The following is a 17,795-nucleotide window of genomic DNA, read 5'->3' as shown; positions in this document are numbered from 1 at the left end:
AAGAATATACAAATCACAGTTTACTTACAAAAGGTTGTGCATGAGCAAATTAACAAGTAGATGAAATGATAAAGTACGCAAAATACCTTCATGACAATGATTGAGGAAAGGTAGTGAGTACAACAGCAATTATTGTTGAGTTTTTAGTAGTTGGTTCACTAGCAATTAGTACACTTATATTTCTTATTCTTACGGTTCTGAGGGTTGATAGTTGGATTTTCTTATCAAGTTTCAAAGAATTCTCATCGGTAATAGGTATAATATTAACTCTGCTTTCGTACTTATTTGGTGCATTATTAAATAGCCTAATGTTCCCCACATATTTAGTAATAATCAACTTCATTAAATCAACAAGGCGAAATAAATTACTGAATTTTCTGACAAATTTAAAGATTGTAAAATTTTTCTTAGAGGATGGACAGTTCTGGCTAGACAATGGACAAGAAGAATGGGACAAAATACGTTTTTTTATTTTCGAGAATGGTTCAATTAATGTTATAGAAAGACTTAAGTATACACAAAGTCTATTGAGGTTGTTTAAGGGTGTAGCTATAATTACACCGTTATTTGGTATTAGTGTTTCTATTTGGTTGCTGACTTGTGTTAATCAACCAATTACTGCTTTAATTACAATATGTTTCTGTTTAATCTTGTCTTTGCTATCCACTATTGCCGCCTCTACTCAAGATAAAGATTATCGAAGAGAGATGGCAATAGCGAAAGAAATTATTCATGAGAAATTATATTTGAGTAAGAAATAAACTCTGTTAGCACAGCTCTTTCTTATTGCTAATGAAACTGAAAATCTGACGGGAGCAGAGGTTTTTGCTCAATTTGTAGGACTCAGTAATGAGTAAGAAATACTTGTGTGATGAATCTGCGTTGGTAGATTGCTGGCAATTTGTATAACCCTCTTGTGTTAAACTGGGAAAACCCAATCACTGAAAGCCTTTCTGAGCTTTACTTTTCAGCTTTTGGCTACCTAGTCTGTAAACCATAAACTGGCAATAACTGCGATTTAATCATTCAAATGCCAAATTGTGTCATCAGTAATTTTACTGGAAGAAATACGGAATTTTCCAGTCTTACTCAGATCATGGTGGTAGCATCTACGTTGATCACAACATAAATCTACTCACATGAAAAATATTTTCAAGGTGCTGGCGGTAATTTTGGTCATACTGGGTGTTTTCACTGCTCAGTCTGCTATGAGCTACAGCAATGGCACTTTCACAAACGCCAGTCTTCAGGGGAGTTATGCGTATGTCAACAACAGTAGTGATGTTGCTAGTTTAGGGCCGATAAACTTTGATGGAAAGGGTGGGCTTAGTGTGGATCTCATTGCGAACTTACCGTGTAACAATCCTATCCCTAATTGTCCTAGAACTATTAACGATGTTGCACCCGTGTCGAATGGAACTTACTCAGTACAATCAAATGGTACAGGCGTGGCCACAATTCCTTTCTCTACAGGCATAGTTAGGTACGATTTTATAATCTCTGAGGCGAAAAGACAAGGAAGAATACTCCTAGCAACCCAGGTTTTTGCATCTGGTCAAAATGGAGGATTGGCTGGACAGTTAATTGCTCCCACATGGAAACGAATATTGGACTAAGGATAGAGCAAGGGTAGCCACGGAGTAGGCTGTTGACTCTGTGTCTTTTTCGGCGGTCAAAATTCATACAATATATTACGTCATTGCGTTCGCTTTGTTCTCTAAGAGACGCTTCGCGAACGCAACGATACCAGAGAGATGTTGTGCTGACACAAAAATGGCATGAACTCAAAACAACCCAAATTCCATCAAAGTCAACACCCTAGCCAAGCAGTATGCAAGGCTGCTGTTATGTATATTTTTGCAATTTATGTAGATGTTTGTAGGGGCGGGTTAACCGAGATCATCAACTCCTCTCTACCTTTGCCACTTCTAACATAGTCTTCAAAACCGAATCAGGATTGAGACTAATCGAATCAATTCCCTGTTCTACCAAAAACTGAGTAAATTCTGGGTAGTCGCTGGGTGCTTGTCCACAAATCCCGATTTTGCGGTTGTGTTTTTTCGCTGCTTCGATAGCCATTTTTACCATTTGCTTCACAGCCGGACTGCGTTCATCAAACAGTCGCGCCACTAAAGCCGAATCTCTATCTAATCCTAATGTCAACTGAGTTAAATCATTAGAACCTATAGAGAAACCGTCAAATACCTCAGCAAACTGTTCCGCCATAATCACATTACTGGGTAACTCGCACATGACATAAACTTGCAAGTTATTCACGCCTTGTTTAAGTCCATTTTTCGCCATCTCTGCTAAAACTAACCGTCCCTCTTCGGGAGTGCGACAGAAGGGAATCATCGGAATAACATTGATTAAACCCATTTCTTCCCGTACCCGTTTGATGGCTTGACACTCTAGGGCGAAACCTTCTCTGTAACCTTCATCGTAATATCTGGCTGCACCCCGCCAACCTAACATCGGGTTTTCTTCTTTCGGTTCAAATTGTCTCCCACCTTCCAAATTGGCGTATTCATTACTCTTAAAGTCAGACATCCGCACAATCACAGGTTTAGGATAAAATGCGGCGGCAATTCTGCCGATGCCTTGGGCTAATTTATCGACGAAATACTGCGGTTTATCTTCATACATAGCCGTAATAGCAGCTATTTTGGCTTTAGCGTGGGCATCTTCTAATTTGTCGTAGTAAATTAAAGCTAAAGGATGAATTTGGATTTGGTTAGCAATAATAAACTCAGTCCGCGCCAAACCTACACCATCGTTAGGGATTGCAGATAAACTCAAAGCTTCTTGGGGATTTCCCACATTCATTAAAATCTGGGTACGAGTACGGGGTAAATTTTCTAAAGCCACTTCTTCGACTTCAAAGGGTAATAAACCTGCGTAAACTTTACCCTCTTCCCCTTCCGCACAAGAAACTGTCACTTCTTGTCCTGTGGTTAAAACCTCCGTCGCATTACCACAACCAACGATCGCCGGCACACCTAATTCCCGTGCGATAATTGCAGCATGACAAGTCCGTCCCCCAGCGTTGGTAATAATTGCGCTAGCGCGTTTCATAATCGGTTCCCAGTCGGGATCTGTTCTCTGGGTAACTAACACCTCCCCAGCTTGGAAGCTATCAATTTCTTTCACATCCAAAATCACCCGCACTTTCCCCTGACTAATAGCTTCACCTATTGCTCTACCAGTGGTGAGTGGTGAGTGCTGAGTGCTGAGTGGTGAGTGCTGAGTGCTGAGTGGGGAGTCATTAGTTTGTCTCTCCTGTTCCCCATGCCCCATGCCCCATGCCCCATACCCTAAAAGCCGATAACTCCGCAAAACATTGCCATTTTTCTGCGACTGCACTGTTTCTGGACGCGCCTGCACGATAAATAGTTGATGAGTAATCCCATCTTTAGCCCATTCAATATCCATCGGTGTGTAAGTTCCGTGGACTTGGGAGTAATGTTCCTCAATTAAACAAGCCCAATCTGCTAGTTGTAAAATCTCTGCATCACTCAAAGCAAATTTATTTTGTTCTCCGGTGGATACAGGGATATTTTTCGTCAAATTTGCGCCTTCATCGTAGACCATTTTTAATTCTTTACTGCCCAATTTTTTATCAATGATGGGGCGAAAGCCGTCTTTTAATGTGGGTTTAAATACATAATATTCATCGGGGTTAACTGTTCCTTGAACAACGTTTTCCCCTAAGCCGTAAGCAGCAGTAATTAAAGCTGCATCTTTAAAGCCTGTTTCAGTATCAATAGAAAACATTACCCCAGAGGTGGCTAGGTCAGAACGCACCATTTTCTGCACACCCACCGCCAAAGCAACGCTAAAATGATCAAATCCTTTGGTGTGACGATAGGAAATTGCCCTATCAGTAAATAGGGACGCAAAACAACGATGACAAGCTGTTAATACACCTTCGACACCAACCACATTTAAATAGGTTTCTTGCTGTCCAGCGAAACTTGCATCTGGTAAATCTTCGGCGGTAGCACTAGAACGCACAGCAACGTCTGTATTGGGGTTGTATAGTTCACACAGACTTTTATAAGCATTAGCGATCGCCTGTCGTAATTCTACCGGAAAAGGTGTATTCATCAGGAGCGATCGCGCCTGTTTTCCTCTAGCTTGTAAGTTTTTGACATCTTCTACATCTAAATCTGCAAATAATGCTCGTAATTTCTCTTCTAAACCCGCCGACTCAATGAAATGACGATAAGCATAAGCGGTAGTTGCAAAGCCTGTGGGTACATTCACACCTTTGGGTGTTAACTGTTGAATCATTTCCCCTAAAGACGCATTCTTCCCACCCACTAAACCAATATCTGCAATTCCCACTTCATCAAACCAGAGAACAAGCGATTTCTCTTTAGAGAATTGAGCCACAGCCTGATGAGATACTGTAACCATAAGAATTACCTCCCCGATGTTACTCTGGTTGTTGATAATAAGTGTGTTTTTGACTAATTTTTTGATTTGTCAATTCCCAGCCCAATAGACACGCAATATCGTGTTTTCTATCTTGCTTGATTGTTTAATCTTTCCTTTGGGATCACGATAACAAAAAAAAATCGATTTTGGTTTAGCTTTCAAAACAATTCATCTTTGTCGGCAATTTATCTCCAAAGATAGAGGTTTATTTTAATATTTTGTAACACGGTAAGCTATTTGAAATTATCCAGATTAAAATTGATCCCCGACTATTTTACTTAGTCAGTATAAATTTAACTATAGCTTGGGGAGAGCGATCGCTGTCCGCAATTACATATTTATGTAAATTAAAATACCCGACATTGACGAGAGTGGTATTTTTTTGAGGAAGCTAAAAATCAATAGTATGAATATTTAATTGGGGACTAAAAAGGGGAAAAGGTAAAAGATGATTTTTTACTTTTACCTTTTGCCTTTCTTCCCCTACACCAGCAATGTTTGCAACAAAGGTTTATCTGGTGATAACTTACCTGTCCGCAACCATTCTGAGAGTTCGTCTGGTGTTTTTACTTGCTTGAGACGTTCCCGCAGTGTTGTACCTTCGAGAATTTCTTTTTGCAATAGTTCCTGGGCTGTTTCTTCTAACAACTCACGGTTATGTTGCAAAATACTCAAGGCGATGTGGTGAGCATTATCAACGATTTGCTTGACTTCGCGGTCAATTTCCTCAGCCACTTTCGGACTAATAGAACGGCGGGGATTACTGTAACCTTCGAGGAATTGTTGTTGAATCTTCTCAAACGCTACTGGCCCTAATTGGTCACTCATCCCATATAAAGTGACATAGCGTTCTGCTAAGTCGGTGGCTTTTTGAATGTCATCACTCGCGCCGGTGGAAACCTTACCAAAGACAACTTCTTCGGCGGAACGTCCACCCAACAGGGTAGCAATACGACCGCGAATTTCATCTTCAATCATTAAAAAGCGGTCTTCTTCGGGCATTTGAATTGTATAACCCAATGCACCCACACCACGAGGAACTACAGAAATCTTCTCGACTCTGCCAGCCCCAGGCATCAAAGCCCCAATGATGGCGTGACCGACTTCGTGATAGGCGACGGTTTTCTTTTCAGTCTCATTTAACACACGGGAGCGTTTTTCTAAACCAGCCACTACCCGTTCAATCGCTTCATTAAAATCAGCCATAACAACAGCCGGGCGATTTTGTCTAGCAGCTAACAGTGCAGCTTCATTGACGAGGTTGGCTAAATCTGCACCAGCAAAGCCTGGTGTTCTAATGGCGATCGCTCCCAATTCTACATCATCAGCTAGTTTGACGTTTCTGGCGTGGACTTTGAGAATTGCTTCCCGACCAATTTTATCAGGACGGTCTACTACAATTTGGCGGTCGAAGCGACCAGGACGACGTAAAGCGGGGTCAAGAACTTCGGGACGGTTGGTAGCCGCGATGATAATTACGCCTGTGTTAGCGTCAAAGCCATCCATTTCTGTGAGTAACTGGTTGAGGGTTTGTTCCCGTTCATCGTTACCACCGACAAAACCACCAGCACCACCGCGAGATTTACCCAGCGCGTCTAATTCATCGATGAAGACAATACAGGGGGCTTGTTTTTTAGCTTGTTCAAACAAGTCGCGCACCCGCGCCGCACCCACACCGACAAATAACTCAATAAATTCCGAACCAGAGATACTAAAGAATGGTACACCAGCTTCCCCAGCGATCGCTTTTGCCAGTAATGTTTTACCAGTTCCGGGTGGCCCTACTAACAGCACACCTTTGGGGATTTTCGCGCCTAATTGGGTGTATTTACCTGCATTCTTCAGGAAATCCACAATTTCTTCTAATTCGGCTTTAGCTTCATCTACCCCAGCAACATCAGGGAATTTTACGCCGGTGCTACCTTCAGAGTAAATGCGCGCTTTACTTTTACCTACAGTCAATGCAGCCGGGCCACCACCTTGACGATTAATTAGAAAGCCCCAAATACCGAAGAAAATTAACGGGGGTGCTACCCAACTAAGTAAAGTCCCAATCCAACCATTTTGATTTGGTGGGGGTGCAGCAAACTCAACGTTATTCTCACGGAGAATTTTCGGTAAATCCAAGTCAATAGCTACTGGTGTGGTGAGAAATACCTGTTCAGTGGCTTGACCTTCAGGAGTTTGGGTTTTGAGAGAATATTCAATGCGATCGCCGCCTACAATGGCTTTATCTACATTCCCTGCTTGGACTTGAGCAATAAAATCACTATAGGGAACTTGTGGCAATCGTGGCCCCAAAAAGCTAGGAACAATGAAATTTAGCAGTAACAATAAAGTCAGTAAAATCAGAAAGCTACCACCAAATTGCCGTAATCTCGGCGGTTTGATTTTTTTATTATTATCAGTTTCTACAGGCATTCTATATCACCTCAAATGGAATTAGTCATTAGTCATTAGTCATCAGTCAATAGTCAATAGTCATCAGTCAATAGTCATTAGTCACTACTCAATACTCAATACTCACTACTCAGCACTCAGCACTCAGCACTCAGCACTCAGCACTCACTACTCAGCACTCAGCACTCAGCACTCACTACTCAGCACTCACTACTCAGCACTCACCAAATTAAGACAAAATGTGAATTGTAAAGGTTTGTGTAGTTATGGGTCTATTCTAAAGACTGGATCATGCACTCTGAGTGAGTAGATACCCTACTGAAAAATGTGAATTGCCGTACTTCTATGGAAAATCAGTTAAGTTTTATTGTGAAGTTGCTTTTAGCCTCAGCATTACTATCGGTGTTAATTAAGTACGTGGCTCCCTATTTTCCCCTTCCCGCCACGGATGCAACTGCTTTAATCACCGTTTTGTTACCTACTTTCATTATGGCGATCGCACTCGCCTGGCGATTCCAAACACAAAAACAAAATTAACTAAAAACCTCTAGGCGAGAGCGGTAAAATCAGCTAACCTACTGGAACTGCTAGGAATTTGCATCACGCCAAAAGCTGGGAGTCAAGCTGTGAACCTTGGTCAATGGATAGGCTTAATCGCCATAGTTCTTTCTTTATATATATTGTGGCAAATTCGGGAAGTGTTGCTGCTGATGTTTGCTGCCGTGGTTTTAGCCACTACCTTAAATCGGTTAGCTAGACGTATACAACAAACCGGTCTCAAGCGAGGACTATCGGTATTGCTATCGGTGGTGATCTTCTTTGCTCTTGTAATCGGTTTTTTCTGGTTAATTGTCCCACCTTTTGCCCAGCAGTTCCAGGAATTAACCTATCGTGTACCCCAAGGGGTGAACCGTTTTAATACCTGGATGAACGAACTAAGACCCCTTGTCCCGCCACAATTAGTTCCCTTCCTACCAGATATCAACAGTTTAATTCAACAAGCACAGCCTTTTGTAAATCGCGTTTTAGGCAGTTCTTTTGCTGTTGTTTCGGTTTCGTTTGGTGCTGTCTTGAACTTGCTTTTAGTCCTGGTGTTAACGGGAATGTTATTAGTTGACCCCTTGGCTTATCGCAGGGTATTTGTGAGACTGTTTCCCTCATTTTATCGCCGCCGAGTCGAAGGGATTTTAGACAAGTGCGAACTCTCCTTAGAAGGATGGGTGACAGGCGCACTCATCGCTATGGGCGTAGTAGGATTGATGAGTGTAGTTGGCTTATCGATTTTAAAAGTGAAAGCAGCATTAGCTTTAGGAGTTTTAGCCGGATTTTTAAATTTAATTCCCAATCTCGGCCCAACGATGAGCGTAGTTCCAGCAATGGCGATCGCACTTTTAGATAATCCGTGGAAATCCCTTGCCGTTTTGGGTTTATATTTTATTATTCAACAGACAGAAAGTAATTTTATTACGCCTTATGTGATGGCACAACAGGTGTCCTTACTACCAGCAGTTACCCTAATTTCTCAATTATTTTTCGTGACTTTTTTCGGCTTTTTAGGATTATTTTTAGCTTTGCCTTTAACAGTGGTCGCGAAAATTTGGGTGCAAGAAGTATTAATTAAAGATGTATTAGATGAATGGGGCAATAATCATGAGCAAGAAACTGAGTTAGTCATAGTTTCTCAACCCCCTGAAGATAAAGAAAAATGGTCAGAGGAGAAGCCCGTTAATCATCTGAGTGATGATGCTGTATCTCCAGAAGATTAGATATAGCGATCACAGTTAATTTGATAAGCCGTGACTTTGTTAAACTAAAAGCAAAGATGAGAACACCGCAGATGGTTTCTAGCCTTGGCATTACTGACACAATTAAAAGCTTAAGCGATTTACAAAAACGCTGTAATTTACATCAAGCTGATAGCGATCGCTTCTTTAATGAATGGGTTGATAATTTACCTGAACTGAATCAACAAGAACAAGCTGGTATTGCACGCATCAAGCAACGTTATGACTACCATCGTGTTGACGGTTTGTTATTGGAAGGTACGATTAATCTTTTAGTAGTGTCGCCACTGTTAGAATTAGCAGGTTTTCTTGATCCACCTTACCGGATTCGCTCACCCTACGGAATAGAATTGGCACTGGAAGAGCCTGAAACCACGATTCGCGGTTTTATCGATACTCTAGTCGTGCAAGAAAAGCTGTGGATTTTAGTTGTCGAATCGAAACGTACAAGTATTCCAGTCTTGGCAGCGTTACCCCAATTATTAGCTTATATGCTCACCAACCCAGTGAGCGATCGCCCAGTTTTTGGTATGGCAACCAATGGCGATGAATTTGTATTTCTCAAACTTAGTCTTGATAATACACCCTTGTACGATGTTTCTCGCACATTTTCGCTATTTCCCCGTAGACATGAATTAGGGGAAGTGCTACAAATTTTAAAAAGATTGGGAGACGCTGTACTGACGTAATAGAGCCATGTTTTAACGATGGACTGATGCTTCACTGTAGGCGATCGCTTTTCGTCTCAGAAAAAACTATGCCGCTTTTTCTTCTTGATTCAAGACCTGCAACCAGTCAACGAGCCTTTGACGTTGAACTTCATTTACCTTAATACTTGCCGAACGCAGCGCAGCCCTGGGGAAGATTGCTCGTAAATCAGCCACCATTTCTAGGGTTTGACAAGCTTCCAAACATTCGACAATATAATCAATCGATTCCAGGGTGAGCCATTCTCTTGTCGCTTCCTCCTCGCAAATGTGGTACTTCATAGTTTTCTCTTTGCACTTAGCGATCGCTATCAAGTCGGCGGTTACACCATAACTTCATCATTTTAAAATAACAAAGTATTTTGTGTAAATTAATACAATAAAAAAATCCTCACATGAATAGATGAAGCTGTTATTTGGGACTTCCAGAAAATAAATTATCCAATTTCCGAGAAAGAATATTTTGATTTTTCTCCCTGCTCCCTGCCCCCCTGCCCACCACAGCGATTATATATTTTTTTAGTTGGAAGTCCCTTTAATGTCTGCCTTTCTTCTCAAAATATTGTTGATGTTCTTCACTTGCTAAGTAGTATTGACCCGCAGATTTAATCTCCGTCACGATATCACGGTCAAACTTGCCTGACATCTGAAGCTTTGTTTTTGACTCCTGCGCTGTTGCTGCTTGCTGGGCATTGTGAAAAAATATTACAGACCTGTACTGTTCTCCTTTATCTGGCCCCTGACGGTTTAGTGTGGTTGGGTCATGAATATCCCAAAACACCGCTAACAATTCTTCATAACTCACAACAGATGAGTCATATTCTACCTGCACTACCTCCGCATGGCCTGTTATTCTCGATAACACATCAAGGTAAGAAGGGTCAGGAAAATGTCCTCCCATGTAGCCAACTGAGGTTGATACTACTCCTTTTACCTTCCGAAATGCCGCCTCCACGCCCCAAAAGCAGCCAGCCCCAAATGTTGCTTTCTCCATGATTGTTCTGCACGGTTAGCTTTTTGTCAGGTTGATCTGACTTGAAAAAGGGGTGTAGGGGTTGAAGGGTATAGGGGTGTAAGGGAAAGACTTTTTCATGTTTTCTTGTGTACGCAGTTCATGATGGCTACTTATACAGCACTTTCGAGGTAAATAAGGTACACTTATTATTAGTGCATCAAAAATTAAAATGAAACCGTACTCAATCGATTTGCGAGAAAAATAGTAAGTGCTTACGAAAAGGGTGATACATCAATTCGAGGGGTAGCTGTGCAATTTGGTGTAGCAAAAAGCTATGTGCAGAAGCTAATCAGGCAAAAAAGATTGGAAGGGCATCTAGTACCCAAAAAGCAAGGTGGAACAATGAAGGGTAAGCTAGATGATTATGGTAGCGAATTAGCAGAAATGGTTCAAAGTTACCCAGATTTAACTTTATTGGAATATTGCGAATATTTTGGTGAAAAATATAACATTTGGGTGTGTGCAAGTGTGATGTGTTGTGCATTGCAAAAACAAGAATTAACACGAAAAAAAAGACTTTGCGTAGTAGCCAAGCGAAAACTCCAAGAGTTCAAAAACTGAGATTAGAATATTGGGAGAAAGTAAAAAACATAGACCCAGAAAACCTTGTGTTTATAGATGAAATGGGTGTTTTGCTTGGTTTGACTAGAACTCATGCTCGCAGCGATAGCGGAAGTAGAGCCTATGATTTTAAACCATATTACCGAGGTGCGAAAATAAGTGTAATTGGAGGAATTAGCTTAAAAAAAGTTTTAGCTGTGATGACCCTAAACGGCTCAATGAATGGAGAAGCTTATAAAGTTTTTGTAGAGCATTTTTTACTTCCACAATTATGGGTTGGTGCAGTCGTTGTCATGGATAATCTGCCAGCACATAAAGTCGCTGAAATTCAGCCTCTGATTGAATCTGTAGGAGCAAGTGTTCTTTATCTATCTCCTTATTCCCCTGAATTTAATCCAATTGAACATTGGTGGTCACAATTAAAAGCCTTTCTCAAACAGTTTTCTCCTAAGAGTGCATCTGTAGTTGATGGTTTAATTAAAATTGCATTGACATTAGTTGATCCAAAGCATCTAAAAAATTGGTTTACTCATTGTTGCTACTGCACCTCATAAACCTCGAATTTGCTGTAATTATTCCAGAATTTACCAATTACCCCCCACTACTCATGGCCATAGTTCAACTGATTGAACCTGAAGTTAAAGATTTGGGTGGGTTTATTGCCCGCCGCAGTTTGCCGTATCCTCATCGTCAAACGGTGGGGCCGTTTATCTTCTTTGATCATCTTGGCCCTTCTGTTTTGCCACCCAACAAAGGTATCGATGTCAGACCACATCCTCATATTAATCTGGCAACATTAACTTACTTGTTTGATGGTGCTTTAATGCACCGTGATAGTTTAGGTACTATACAGGAAATTCAACCTGGTGCTGTGAACTGGATGACGGCAGGAAAGGGGATTGTACACTCAGAACGCTCACCCAACATTGATCGGCACAACGAAGCCATCATTCATGGCATTCAAACCTGGATTGCTCTACCTGTGGAACATGAAGAAACAGATCCTTGGTTCATCCACTATACGACTGACATCCTTCCCACTTGGGAAGAAAATGGGGCTGTTATCAAACTCATTGCCGGACAAGCACATGGTTATACCTCTCCTGTGAAAGTTTTTTCACCCATCCTCTATTTAGATGTCATGCTCTCTAGCGATGCTCACTTTACTATTTCTACTGATTATTCAGAAAGAGCAGTATACAGCGTGACAGAGGGATTGAGCATTAATGATGAACCCCTAGAGCCATATCGCCTTGCCATCTTAGAGCCAGGTCATCAAGTCAAGGTTTCTGCTGCTGACACTGCTCGGTGTATTGTGATTGGCGGTGAGCCGTTGGGCAAACGTTACAAATGGTGGAATTTTGTCTCTAGCCGACCAGAGCGAATAGAGCAAGCTAAAGCTGATTGGCGGGAATGCCGCTTTGCTACTGTGCCAGATGAAACAGAGTTTATTCCACTGCCTGAAGTTGTGACAGAGGCTAATCCTTTTTAGAAGGGCGATGGCGTACCTGCCCAAAAAAAGCGATCGCTTTTCTAAAATTGGTTGATGCGATCGTACTCAATCTGACTTTGGATAAGTAAAACTAATAGCAAGTATTGCGTTTACAAAATTCTGAGGACTTGATTAACTTTTGTAAAGCAGTGTAAATTATACTCACAGGCAAAAACAAAACCGCCTGATACATACATAAACCAAACCGCAATCATAAAGAAATGACAGCAACCTTACAACAGCGCAAAAGCGCAAACGTATGGGAGCAGTTCTGCGAGTGGATCACCAGCACCAACAACCGCCTATACATCGGCTGGTTCGGCGTATTAATGATCCCCACCTTGCTAGCTGCAACCACCTGCTTCATCATCGCCTTCATCGCCGCACCACCAGTAGACATCGATGGTATCCGCGAACCAGTAGCAGGTTCCTTAATGTACGGAAACAACATCATCTCCGGAGCAGTTGTTCCCTCCTCCAACGCCATCGGTTTACACTTCTACCCAATTTGGGAAGCAGCATCCTTAGACGAGTGGTTGTACAACGGTGGCCCTTACCAACTAGTAGTATTCCACTTCCTGATCGGCGTATTCTGCTACCTTGGTCGTGAGTGGGAACTATCCTACCGCTTAGGAATGCGTCCTTGGATCTGCCTAGCATTCTCCGCACCAGTAGCAGCAGCAACCGCAGTATTCCTGATCTACCCCATCGGACAAGGCTCCTTCTCTGACGGTATGCCCTTGGGAATCTCCGGAACCTTCAACTTCATGATCGTGTTCCAAGCAGAACACAACATCCTGATGCACCCCTTCCATATGTTAGGTGTGGCTGGTGTATTCGGTGGTAGCTTGTTCTCCGCAATGCACGGTTCCTTAGTGACCTCTTCCTTAGTTCGTGAAACAACCGAAAACGAATCCCAAAACTACGGATACAAATTCGGACAAGAAGAAGAAACCTACAACATCGTAGCAGCACACGGTTACTTCGGTCGCTTAATCTTCCAATACGCGTCCTTCAACAACAGCCGTTCCTTGCACTTCTTCCTAGCAGCATGGCCTGTAATCGGGATTTGGTTCACAGCATTGGGCGTAAGCACAATGGCGTTCAACCTCAACGGATTCAACTTCAACCAATCAGTGATTGACTCCCAAGGTCGCGTCATCAACACCTGGGCAGACATCATCAACCGCGCTAACTTAGGTATGGAAGTAATGCACGAGCGTAACGCTCACAACTTCCCCCTAGACTTGGCTGCTGGTGAGGTTGCTCCTGTTGCTATCAGCGCACCTGCTATCAACGGTTAATTCTTCAACTGAATAAAAATTAAAGCACTCTCCTTTCGGGGGGTGCTTTTTGATATTTAAAATAAATTAATGTAAAGCGATCGCTCCCATGATTTCCTCACTTCGGATAGGGCGATCGCTGTTATTTTAAACATATCTCAGTTAGTGCAGAGATATGACCGTAGAATGAGGATGTCAAACCGCTACGTGAACAATGCGAACTATTGCGGAAATTAACGAGAAAATTCACCGTCAAACTGCGGTGGTGCTAACGGTTGAGGAATTCAAAGCACGAGTCGCGGAAATCGGTGTGAGTAAAGCGGCTAAAGAGGTGGATGTCGTCACCACTGGCACTTTTGAACCGATGGAATCGAGTGGTGCAATTATTAATTTGGGACACACCGACCCACCAATCAAAATTCGGCGTTGTTGGGTGGATGGTGTACCCGCCTATACTGGCTTTGGCGCAGTCGATTTATATTTAGGTGCTAGCTGTGCTGTAGACACAATGGACGGGGAAGAAGTTAGAGAAAGAGGTGGCGGCCATGTGATTGAAGATTTAATCGCAGGTAAACCCATTCATGTGCGCGCTCAAGGACAAGTGACAGATTGTTATCCTAGAGCCAGTTTTGAGACTTCTATTACCCGCGACACGATAAATCAGTTTTATTTATTTAATCCCCGTAATCTTTATCAAAATTTTATTGTGGGGGTGAATGGAGGCGATCGCCCATTACATACCTATCTCGGCCCTTGCAACCGCGTTTAGGTAATGCCGTCTATTCTAACCCTGGGGCAGTTTCTCCCCTCTTCATGACCCCAACTTACAACTGATTGGCATCGGCACGCGCATTTTCTTAGGCGGTGGTGTGGGTTACGTGGCTTGGGAAGGTACACAACATTTTCCCTTACAAAGCGTCTCGCCAATCAAACACCCATCGGCCCGGCTGCGACTTTAGCCTTAATTGGGGATGCTAAACAAATGGATAGTCGTTGGGTCAGGGGTTGTTATTTTAAGAGTTATGGCCCTTCCTTAATGTTGGGTGTCGGTGTACCCATACCTTATTAAACGAACAGGTTGTAGAACACTGCGCTGTGCAGGATCAAGATTTAGTTGCGCCGATAGTAGATTTCTCGATTCCTCGGCGAGTACGTCCGACATTTGGCTTGGTGAGTTACGCCCAGTTAAAATCCGGGCGTGTCACCATTGAGGGTAAAACAGTCAGAGCTTGCTCCTTTAGCCAGTATGTTTTTATCTCGACAAGTTGCCCTAGAGTTAAAACAATGGATTGCAGCAGGCAGTTTTACCCTCACCGAACCAGTAGCCCCAATTCCAATGGAAAGGTCATTTATGCCCCAAGACCATTGGAGAGACTTTTAAGGCTGGGGACTAGGGACTGGGGACTGGGGACTGGGGACTGGGGACTGGGGACTGGGGACTGGGGACTGGGGACTGGGGACTGGGGACTGGGGGAGAAAATACAATGCCCAATACCAATGCCCAATGCCCAATGCCCAATGCCCAATGCCCAATGCCCAATGCCCAATGCCCAATCCCTACTCCTGGGTTGGTTTTGGTCGTTTAATCGGCTTGGGAGTAGGTGTAGAACTGGGCGAAGACGAAGACGGTTTTGTAAGGGTTTAGAAACTACCGAGGAATCGCCGCCTGTTCTCTTGACGGGACGTGGAGTTTCTCCAGGTTTCTGGGGGGGAATGGTCTTCTGCTACCGCCACCAGCACCGCGAGGGCCACCGCCACCTTTGAAGGGGGTCTACGTTTTTTGGGTAATCAGCGATCGCTTCTGCTGTTTCTATTACCAATCCGTCAGCTTTCTCGCTTGGTTGGAAGTCCCAAAACTTGCCTACGGCTTTGGTGGTCAGTACACCCCGTAATTTCAATTTGAAATACTTGGGTTTATCTGTCGGTTTACGTGGAGCTTGCTTAATTTTCACTACTAAGCTTTTTGAGTCAAAAGACTGGTAAACCACTTCTCCACGGACGGAAAAACCTCCATCGGGAATATGAGATGAAGGAGGTGGGTTTGTGGCTTCTTGACTTTGTTCTTTTGAACTATTATCGGGTGTCTGTGATGTTTGTGCTCTGCTTCTGCTAAATTTTTAGCAAGGTTTTCAGGCTCCCACACGCCGACAATTTGAATGTGTAAGGTGTCATTCTCTTGTCTGGTGCGGGGATAAACTACCACAATGGTCTTTTTTAGGTCTAGGTGATTTTTGACTAAGCTCATAATCCGACCTAACAAGACAGAGTTTAGTTCTACACCATCTGGGGTGACTAAAACACCTTGGGTAAAATGTTCATCGCTGGCTTGGTAGCGTCCCCGGACTAAACCAATGGCACGATACTGCATTGGTTCGCTCGGCGGTGGTATTGGCTGTTGACGGTCAGCTAGGTTTTTCATGGGTGTCGGTTTCACTGGGTTTAACAGATGAATTCTCATCTGAGAGGGCTGGGTTGCGGCTAATTGAATGTTAGCGGCTGCCTCTTTGGTAGTTTGAGGTTCATTGGAAGCAAAGAGTGAGCGGAATCAGGCGAAGGCATCAGGTCGGAATTCATAAAACTCCTTGCGGCGGAGACACATCCCATTGTGGGATTTTACTAAAGCATCTGGAAAGAGCGTTTGTGTGGCTGATGAAAGTAAATTGACTTTTCACAAAATCACAACAGGACGCTCTATACAATTTTAAAGACGCTAGATTAGTAATTCATGATCTAAATGTGTAATCTAGCGTCTTTAGACTAGTTACGGAAGCATATCATAGCTTCTGTTTTGATGGCTCTTCCTAAAGTCATCACTTAATTTACCAGTGCTAATAATCAATTGTTATAAAATTCACAGATAATTGGCGGTATTCCGCACAGTTTTGGAAATTTTTAACTTTCGAGTTTGTGTGAATAATAATGGGATGAGAGTTTTGGAGGGGGGTAAAAATCGTGTCTCAACCGCGCAATCGCTGGATAGTTCAGCTAATTCTAGCACTGGCAGTGCTGACTTTTGTGGGTATTTCCTTAGTTCCCATTTTCGGTGCGCTTACTAAAATTCATCTTCAACCCCCAGTTCTACTACAGTCCTGGTAGTGTGGCTGCTACAAACCAAACAACTAAGTTGCAAGATGAGGTACGGGGGTTATGAGTTGGTTTTACAAAGAGAACCAGAAAACCAAACTGCGCTCAAGGGGTTATTACAAGCAAGGTTACAACTTTGACTTTAAAGCAGGGTGATATTAATGGGGTGATTGAACCTCTAGAAAAGCTAGCAAAACTTAATCCTCAGCAGTCAGAGTATAGCGTGTTACTTGCTCAAGCTAAACAGCAGATTGGTGATAAGGAAGGCAGCTCAAGCTTATCGGGCTGTTTTAGACACAAAACCAGGGGATTTGAAGGCTTTACAGGGTATGGTGGCTTTGTTGTTAGATCAACACGTCCAGAGGCGGCTGTAGGCTTGCTACAAGAAACTTTGACTAATGCTGCTCAAGAGAATACTATTCAACCAGGCAGTGTAGATGCGGTGGCTGTACAGGTACTACTGGGAAATGTTCACGCTACCCAAAAACGCTATCCTCAAGCTATTTCTACTTTTGATCAGGCAATTAAGAAAGCTCCCCAAGATTTTCGCCCAGTTTTGGCAAAGGCGATGGGTGTTAAAGGAACAAGGTAAGCTGACAGAAGCAAAACCTTTGTTTGATAGTGCTGTGGCTTTAGCTCCCGCACAATACAAAGATGAAATCAACAAAGCTGCCACTGCATCAGCAACACCTACAGCCGCACCAACCACCCCAACCACACCAACCACAACCAACAACCACTACACCAACTACACCCTAAAGTATGTCTAAACCATGAAAAAAGAACAGTCCTTAAAAATTAAGGGCTGTTTTTTTGAATTTTGTAGGCGCAAGCTAATGCTTGGCAACGCTACCGTGTTCGCCAAAGGCGTTCTCGCAGAGTACCCGTAGGGAATTTTGAATTTTGAATTTTGAATTTTGAATTGTTAAGCTCCCTCAATAGCAGCAACCACGCCAAAAATCAAAAATAGGCATCCGCCAGCAAAGGTGAGTTGACGCTCAGAAATGCGTCCAGCAATCATTTTGCCAC

The 17,795-nt window shown here is 42.9% G+C and carries 14 protein-coding genes and 4 pseudogenes; 12 read left to right on the top strand and 6 right to left on the bottom strand.

The genetic code is table 11. From position 1 onward, the window contains the following. The first annotated feature begins 113 nt into the window (after nucleotides 1-113). Together CV014_RS21945 and CV014_RS21940 are read left to right on the top strand one after the other, a co-directional pair. Entirely contained in the window at nucleotides 114-761 is a 648-nt protein-coding gene (locus CV014_RS21945) for a hypothetical protein (RefSeq protein WP_236143971.1), read from the top strand. A 396-nt stretch (nucleotides 762-1,157) separates the two neighbouring features. Continuing rightward, nucleotides 1,158-1,616: a hypothetical protein gene (locus CV014_RS21940; RefSeq protein ID WP_236143970.1), complete on the top strand. Its 459-nt coding sequence runs from the start codon at nucleotides 1,158-1,160 to the stop codon at nucleotides 1,614-1,616. A gap of 286 nt (nucleotides 1,617-1,902) precedes the next feature. Here CV014_RS21940 and ppsA read toward each other — a convergent pair whose 3' ends face one another. Further along, complete coding sequence (ppsA, locus tag CV014_RS21935) at nucleotides 1,903-4,419, bottom strand: phosphoenolpyruvate synthase (protein ID WP_236143969.1); 2,517 nt, start codon at nucleotides 4,417-4,419, stop codon at nucleotides 1,903-1,905. A gap of 504 nt (nucleotides 4,420-4,923) precedes the next feature. Continuing rightward, nucleotides 4,924-6,861, bottom strand: a complete 1,938-nt coding sequence (ftsH, locus tag CV014_RS21930; RefSeq protein WP_236143968.1) for an ATP-dependent zinc metalloprotease FtsH — start codon at nucleotides 6,859-6,861, stop codon at nucleotides 4,924-4,926. A 324-nt stretch (nucleotides 6,862-7,185) separates the two neighbouring features. On the opposite strand from ftsH, the gene CV014_RS21925 reads away from it, so the two are divergent. From CV014_RS21925 to CV014_RS21915, 3 genes are all read left to right on the top strand, one after another. Continuing rightward, on the top strand, nucleotides 7,186-7,377 hold the full coding sequence (locus tag CV014_RS21925) for a hypothetical protein (RefSeq protein ID WP_236143967.1): 192 nt from the start codon (nucleotides 7,186-7,188) through the stop codon (nucleotides 7,375-7,377). A gap of 89 nt (nucleotides 7,378-7,466) precedes the next feature. Beyond that, the gene (locus tag CV014_RS21920) at nucleotides 7,467-8,606 is read left to right on the top strand and encodes an AI-2E family transporter (RefSeq protein WP_236143966.1); all 1,140 of its coding nucleotides are present in this window, start codon (nucleotides 7,467-7,469) and stop codon (nucleotides 8,604-8,606) included. A 71-nt stretch (nucleotides 8,607-8,677) separates the two neighbouring features. Continuing rightward, the gene (locus CV014_RS21915; protein WP_236143965.1) at nucleotides 8,678-9,313 is read left to right on the top strand and encodes a PD-(D/E)XK nuclease family protein; all 636 of its coding nucleotides are present in this window, start codon (nucleotides 8,678-8,680) and stop codon (nucleotides 9,311-9,313) included. Nucleotides 9,314-9,379: 66 nt separating this feature from the next. On the opposite strand, the gene CV014_RS21910 is transcribed toward CV014_RS21915, so the two are convergent. Together CV014_RS21910 and msrA are read right to left on the bottom strand one after the other, a co-directional pair. Next, nucleotides 9,380-9,613, bottom strand: coding sequence for a hypothetical protein (locus CV014_RS21910; protein ID WP_236143964.1), 234 nt, complete (start codon nucleotides 9,611-9,613; stop codon nucleotides 9,380-9,382). Between the two features lie 253 nt (nucleotides 9,614-9,866). Next, nucleotides 9,867-10,325, bottom strand: a complete 459-nt coding sequence (msrA, locus tag CV014_RS21905; RefSeq protein WP_236143963.1) for a peptide-methionine (S)-S-oxide reductase MsrA — start codon at nucleotides 10,323-10,325, stop codon at nucleotides 9,867-9,869. Nucleotides 10,326-10,547: 222 nt separating this feature from the next. On the opposite strand from msrA, the gene CV014_RS21900 reads away from it, so the two are divergent. The 6 genes and pseudogenes from CV014_RS21900 to CV014_RS30700 all read left to right on the top strand — a co-directional run. Next, the gene (locus tag CV014_RS21900) at nucleotides 10,548-10,907 is read left to right on the top strand and encodes a helix-turn-helix domain-containing protein (protein WP_329608423.1); all 360 of its coding nucleotides are present in this window, start codon (nucleotides 10,548-10,550) and stop codon (nucleotides 10,905-10,907) included. After that, entirely contained in the window at nucleotides 10,805-11,461 is a 657-nt protein-coding gene (locus CV014_RS21895) for an IS630 family transposase (RefSeq protein WP_329608422.1), read from the top strand. Before CV014_RS21900 ends, CV014_RS21895 begins: the two co-directional genes overlap by 103 nt. Nucleotides 11,462-11,514: 53 nt before the next feature. Then, entirely contained in the window at nucleotides 11,515-12,399 is an 885-nt protein-coding gene (locus CV014_RS21890) for a pirin family protein (RefSeq protein WP_236143960.1), read from the top strand. A gap of 221 nt (nucleotides 12,400-12,620) precedes the next feature. Beyond that, complete coding sequence (gene psbA, locus CV014_RS21885) at nucleotides 12,621-13,703, top strand: photosystem II q(b) protein (protein WP_236143959.1); 1,083 nt, start codon at nucleotides 12,621-12,623, stop codon at nucleotides 13,701-13,703. Between the two features lie 193 nt (nucleotides 13,704-13,896). Beyond that, complete coding sequence (locus CV014_RS30705) at nucleotides 13,897-14,451, top strand: homocysteine biosynthesis protein (protein ID WP_268964855.1); 555 nt, start codon at nucleotides 13,897-13,899, stop codon at nucleotides 14,449-14,451. 61 nt (nucleotides 14,452-14,512) lie between these two features. Next, nucleotides 14,513-14,906 (top strand): annotated as a pseudogene (locus CV014_RS30700) (homocysteine biosynthesis protein); the annotation flags it as partial. A gap of 333 nt (nucleotides 14,907-15,239) precedes the next feature. On the opposite strand, the pseudogene CV014_RS30695 reads toward CV014_RS30700, so the two are convergent. Continuing rightward, nucleotides 15,240-16,256, bottom strand: a pseudogene (locus CV014_RS30695) (hypothetical protein). Between the two features lie 378 nt (nucleotides 16,257-16,634). Between CV014_RS30695 and CV014_RS21870 the strand changes: the two are divergent. Next, nucleotides 16,635-17,536: pseudogene (locus CV014_RS21870) on the top strand (tetratricopeptide repeat protein). A gap of 155 nt (nucleotides 17,537-17,691) precedes the next feature. Here the strand turns inward: CV014_RS21870 and CV014_RS21865 are convergent. Further along, nucleotides 17,692-17,795: pseudogene (locus CV014_RS21865) on the bottom strand (TMEM165/GDT1 family protein); the annotation flags it as partial.

The organism is Nostoc sp. CMAA1605, from assembly GCF_021596505.1.
Taxonomy (GTDB): domain Bacteria; phylum Cyanobacteriota; class Cyanobacteriia; order Cyanobacteriales; family Nostocaceae; genus Trichormus.
This window is presented reverse-complemented; position numbering and strand designations above follow the sequence as displayed.

What these genes read in the sequence shown, in the direction of transcription:
- ppsA (WP_236143969.1), bottom strand. Translation starts at nt 4,419, where the DNA reads ATGGTTACAGTATCTCATCAGGCTGTGGCTCAATTCTCTAAAGAGAAA.
- ftsH (WP_236143968.1), bottom strand. Translation starts at nt 6,861, where the DNA reads ATGCCTGTAGAAACTGATAATAATAAAAAAATCAAACCGCCGAGATTA.
- CV014_RS21925 (WP_236143967.1), top strand. Translation starts at nt 7,186, where the DNA reads ATGGAAAATCAGTTAAGTTTTATTGTGAAGTTGCTTTTAGCCTCAGCA.
- CV014_RS21915 (WP_236143965.1), top strand. Translation starts at nt 8,678, where the DNA reads ATGGTTTCTAGCCTTGGCATTACTGACACAATTAAAAGCTTAAGCGAT.
- CV014_RS21910 (WP_236143964.1), bottom strand. Translation starts at nt 9,613, where the DNA reads ATGAAGTACCACATTTGCGAGGAGGAAGCGACAAGAGAATGGCTCACC.
- msrA (WP_236143963.1), bottom strand. Translation starts at nt 10,325, where the DNA reads ATGGAGAAAGCAACATTTGGGGCTGGCTGCTTTTGGGGCGTGGAGGCG.
- CV014_RS21890 (WP_236143960.1), top strand. Translation starts at nt 11,515, where the DNA reads ATGGCCATAGTTCAACTGATTGAACCTGAAGTTAAAGATTTGGGTGGG.
- psbA (WP_236143959.1), top strand. Translation starts at nt 12,621, where the DNA reads ATGACAGCAACCTTACAACAGCGCAAAAGCGCAAACGTATGGGAGCAG.
- CV014_RS30705 (WP_268964855.1), top strand. Translation starts at nt 13,897, where the DNA reads ATGCGAACTATTGCGGAAATTAACGAGAAAATTCACCGTCAAACTGCG.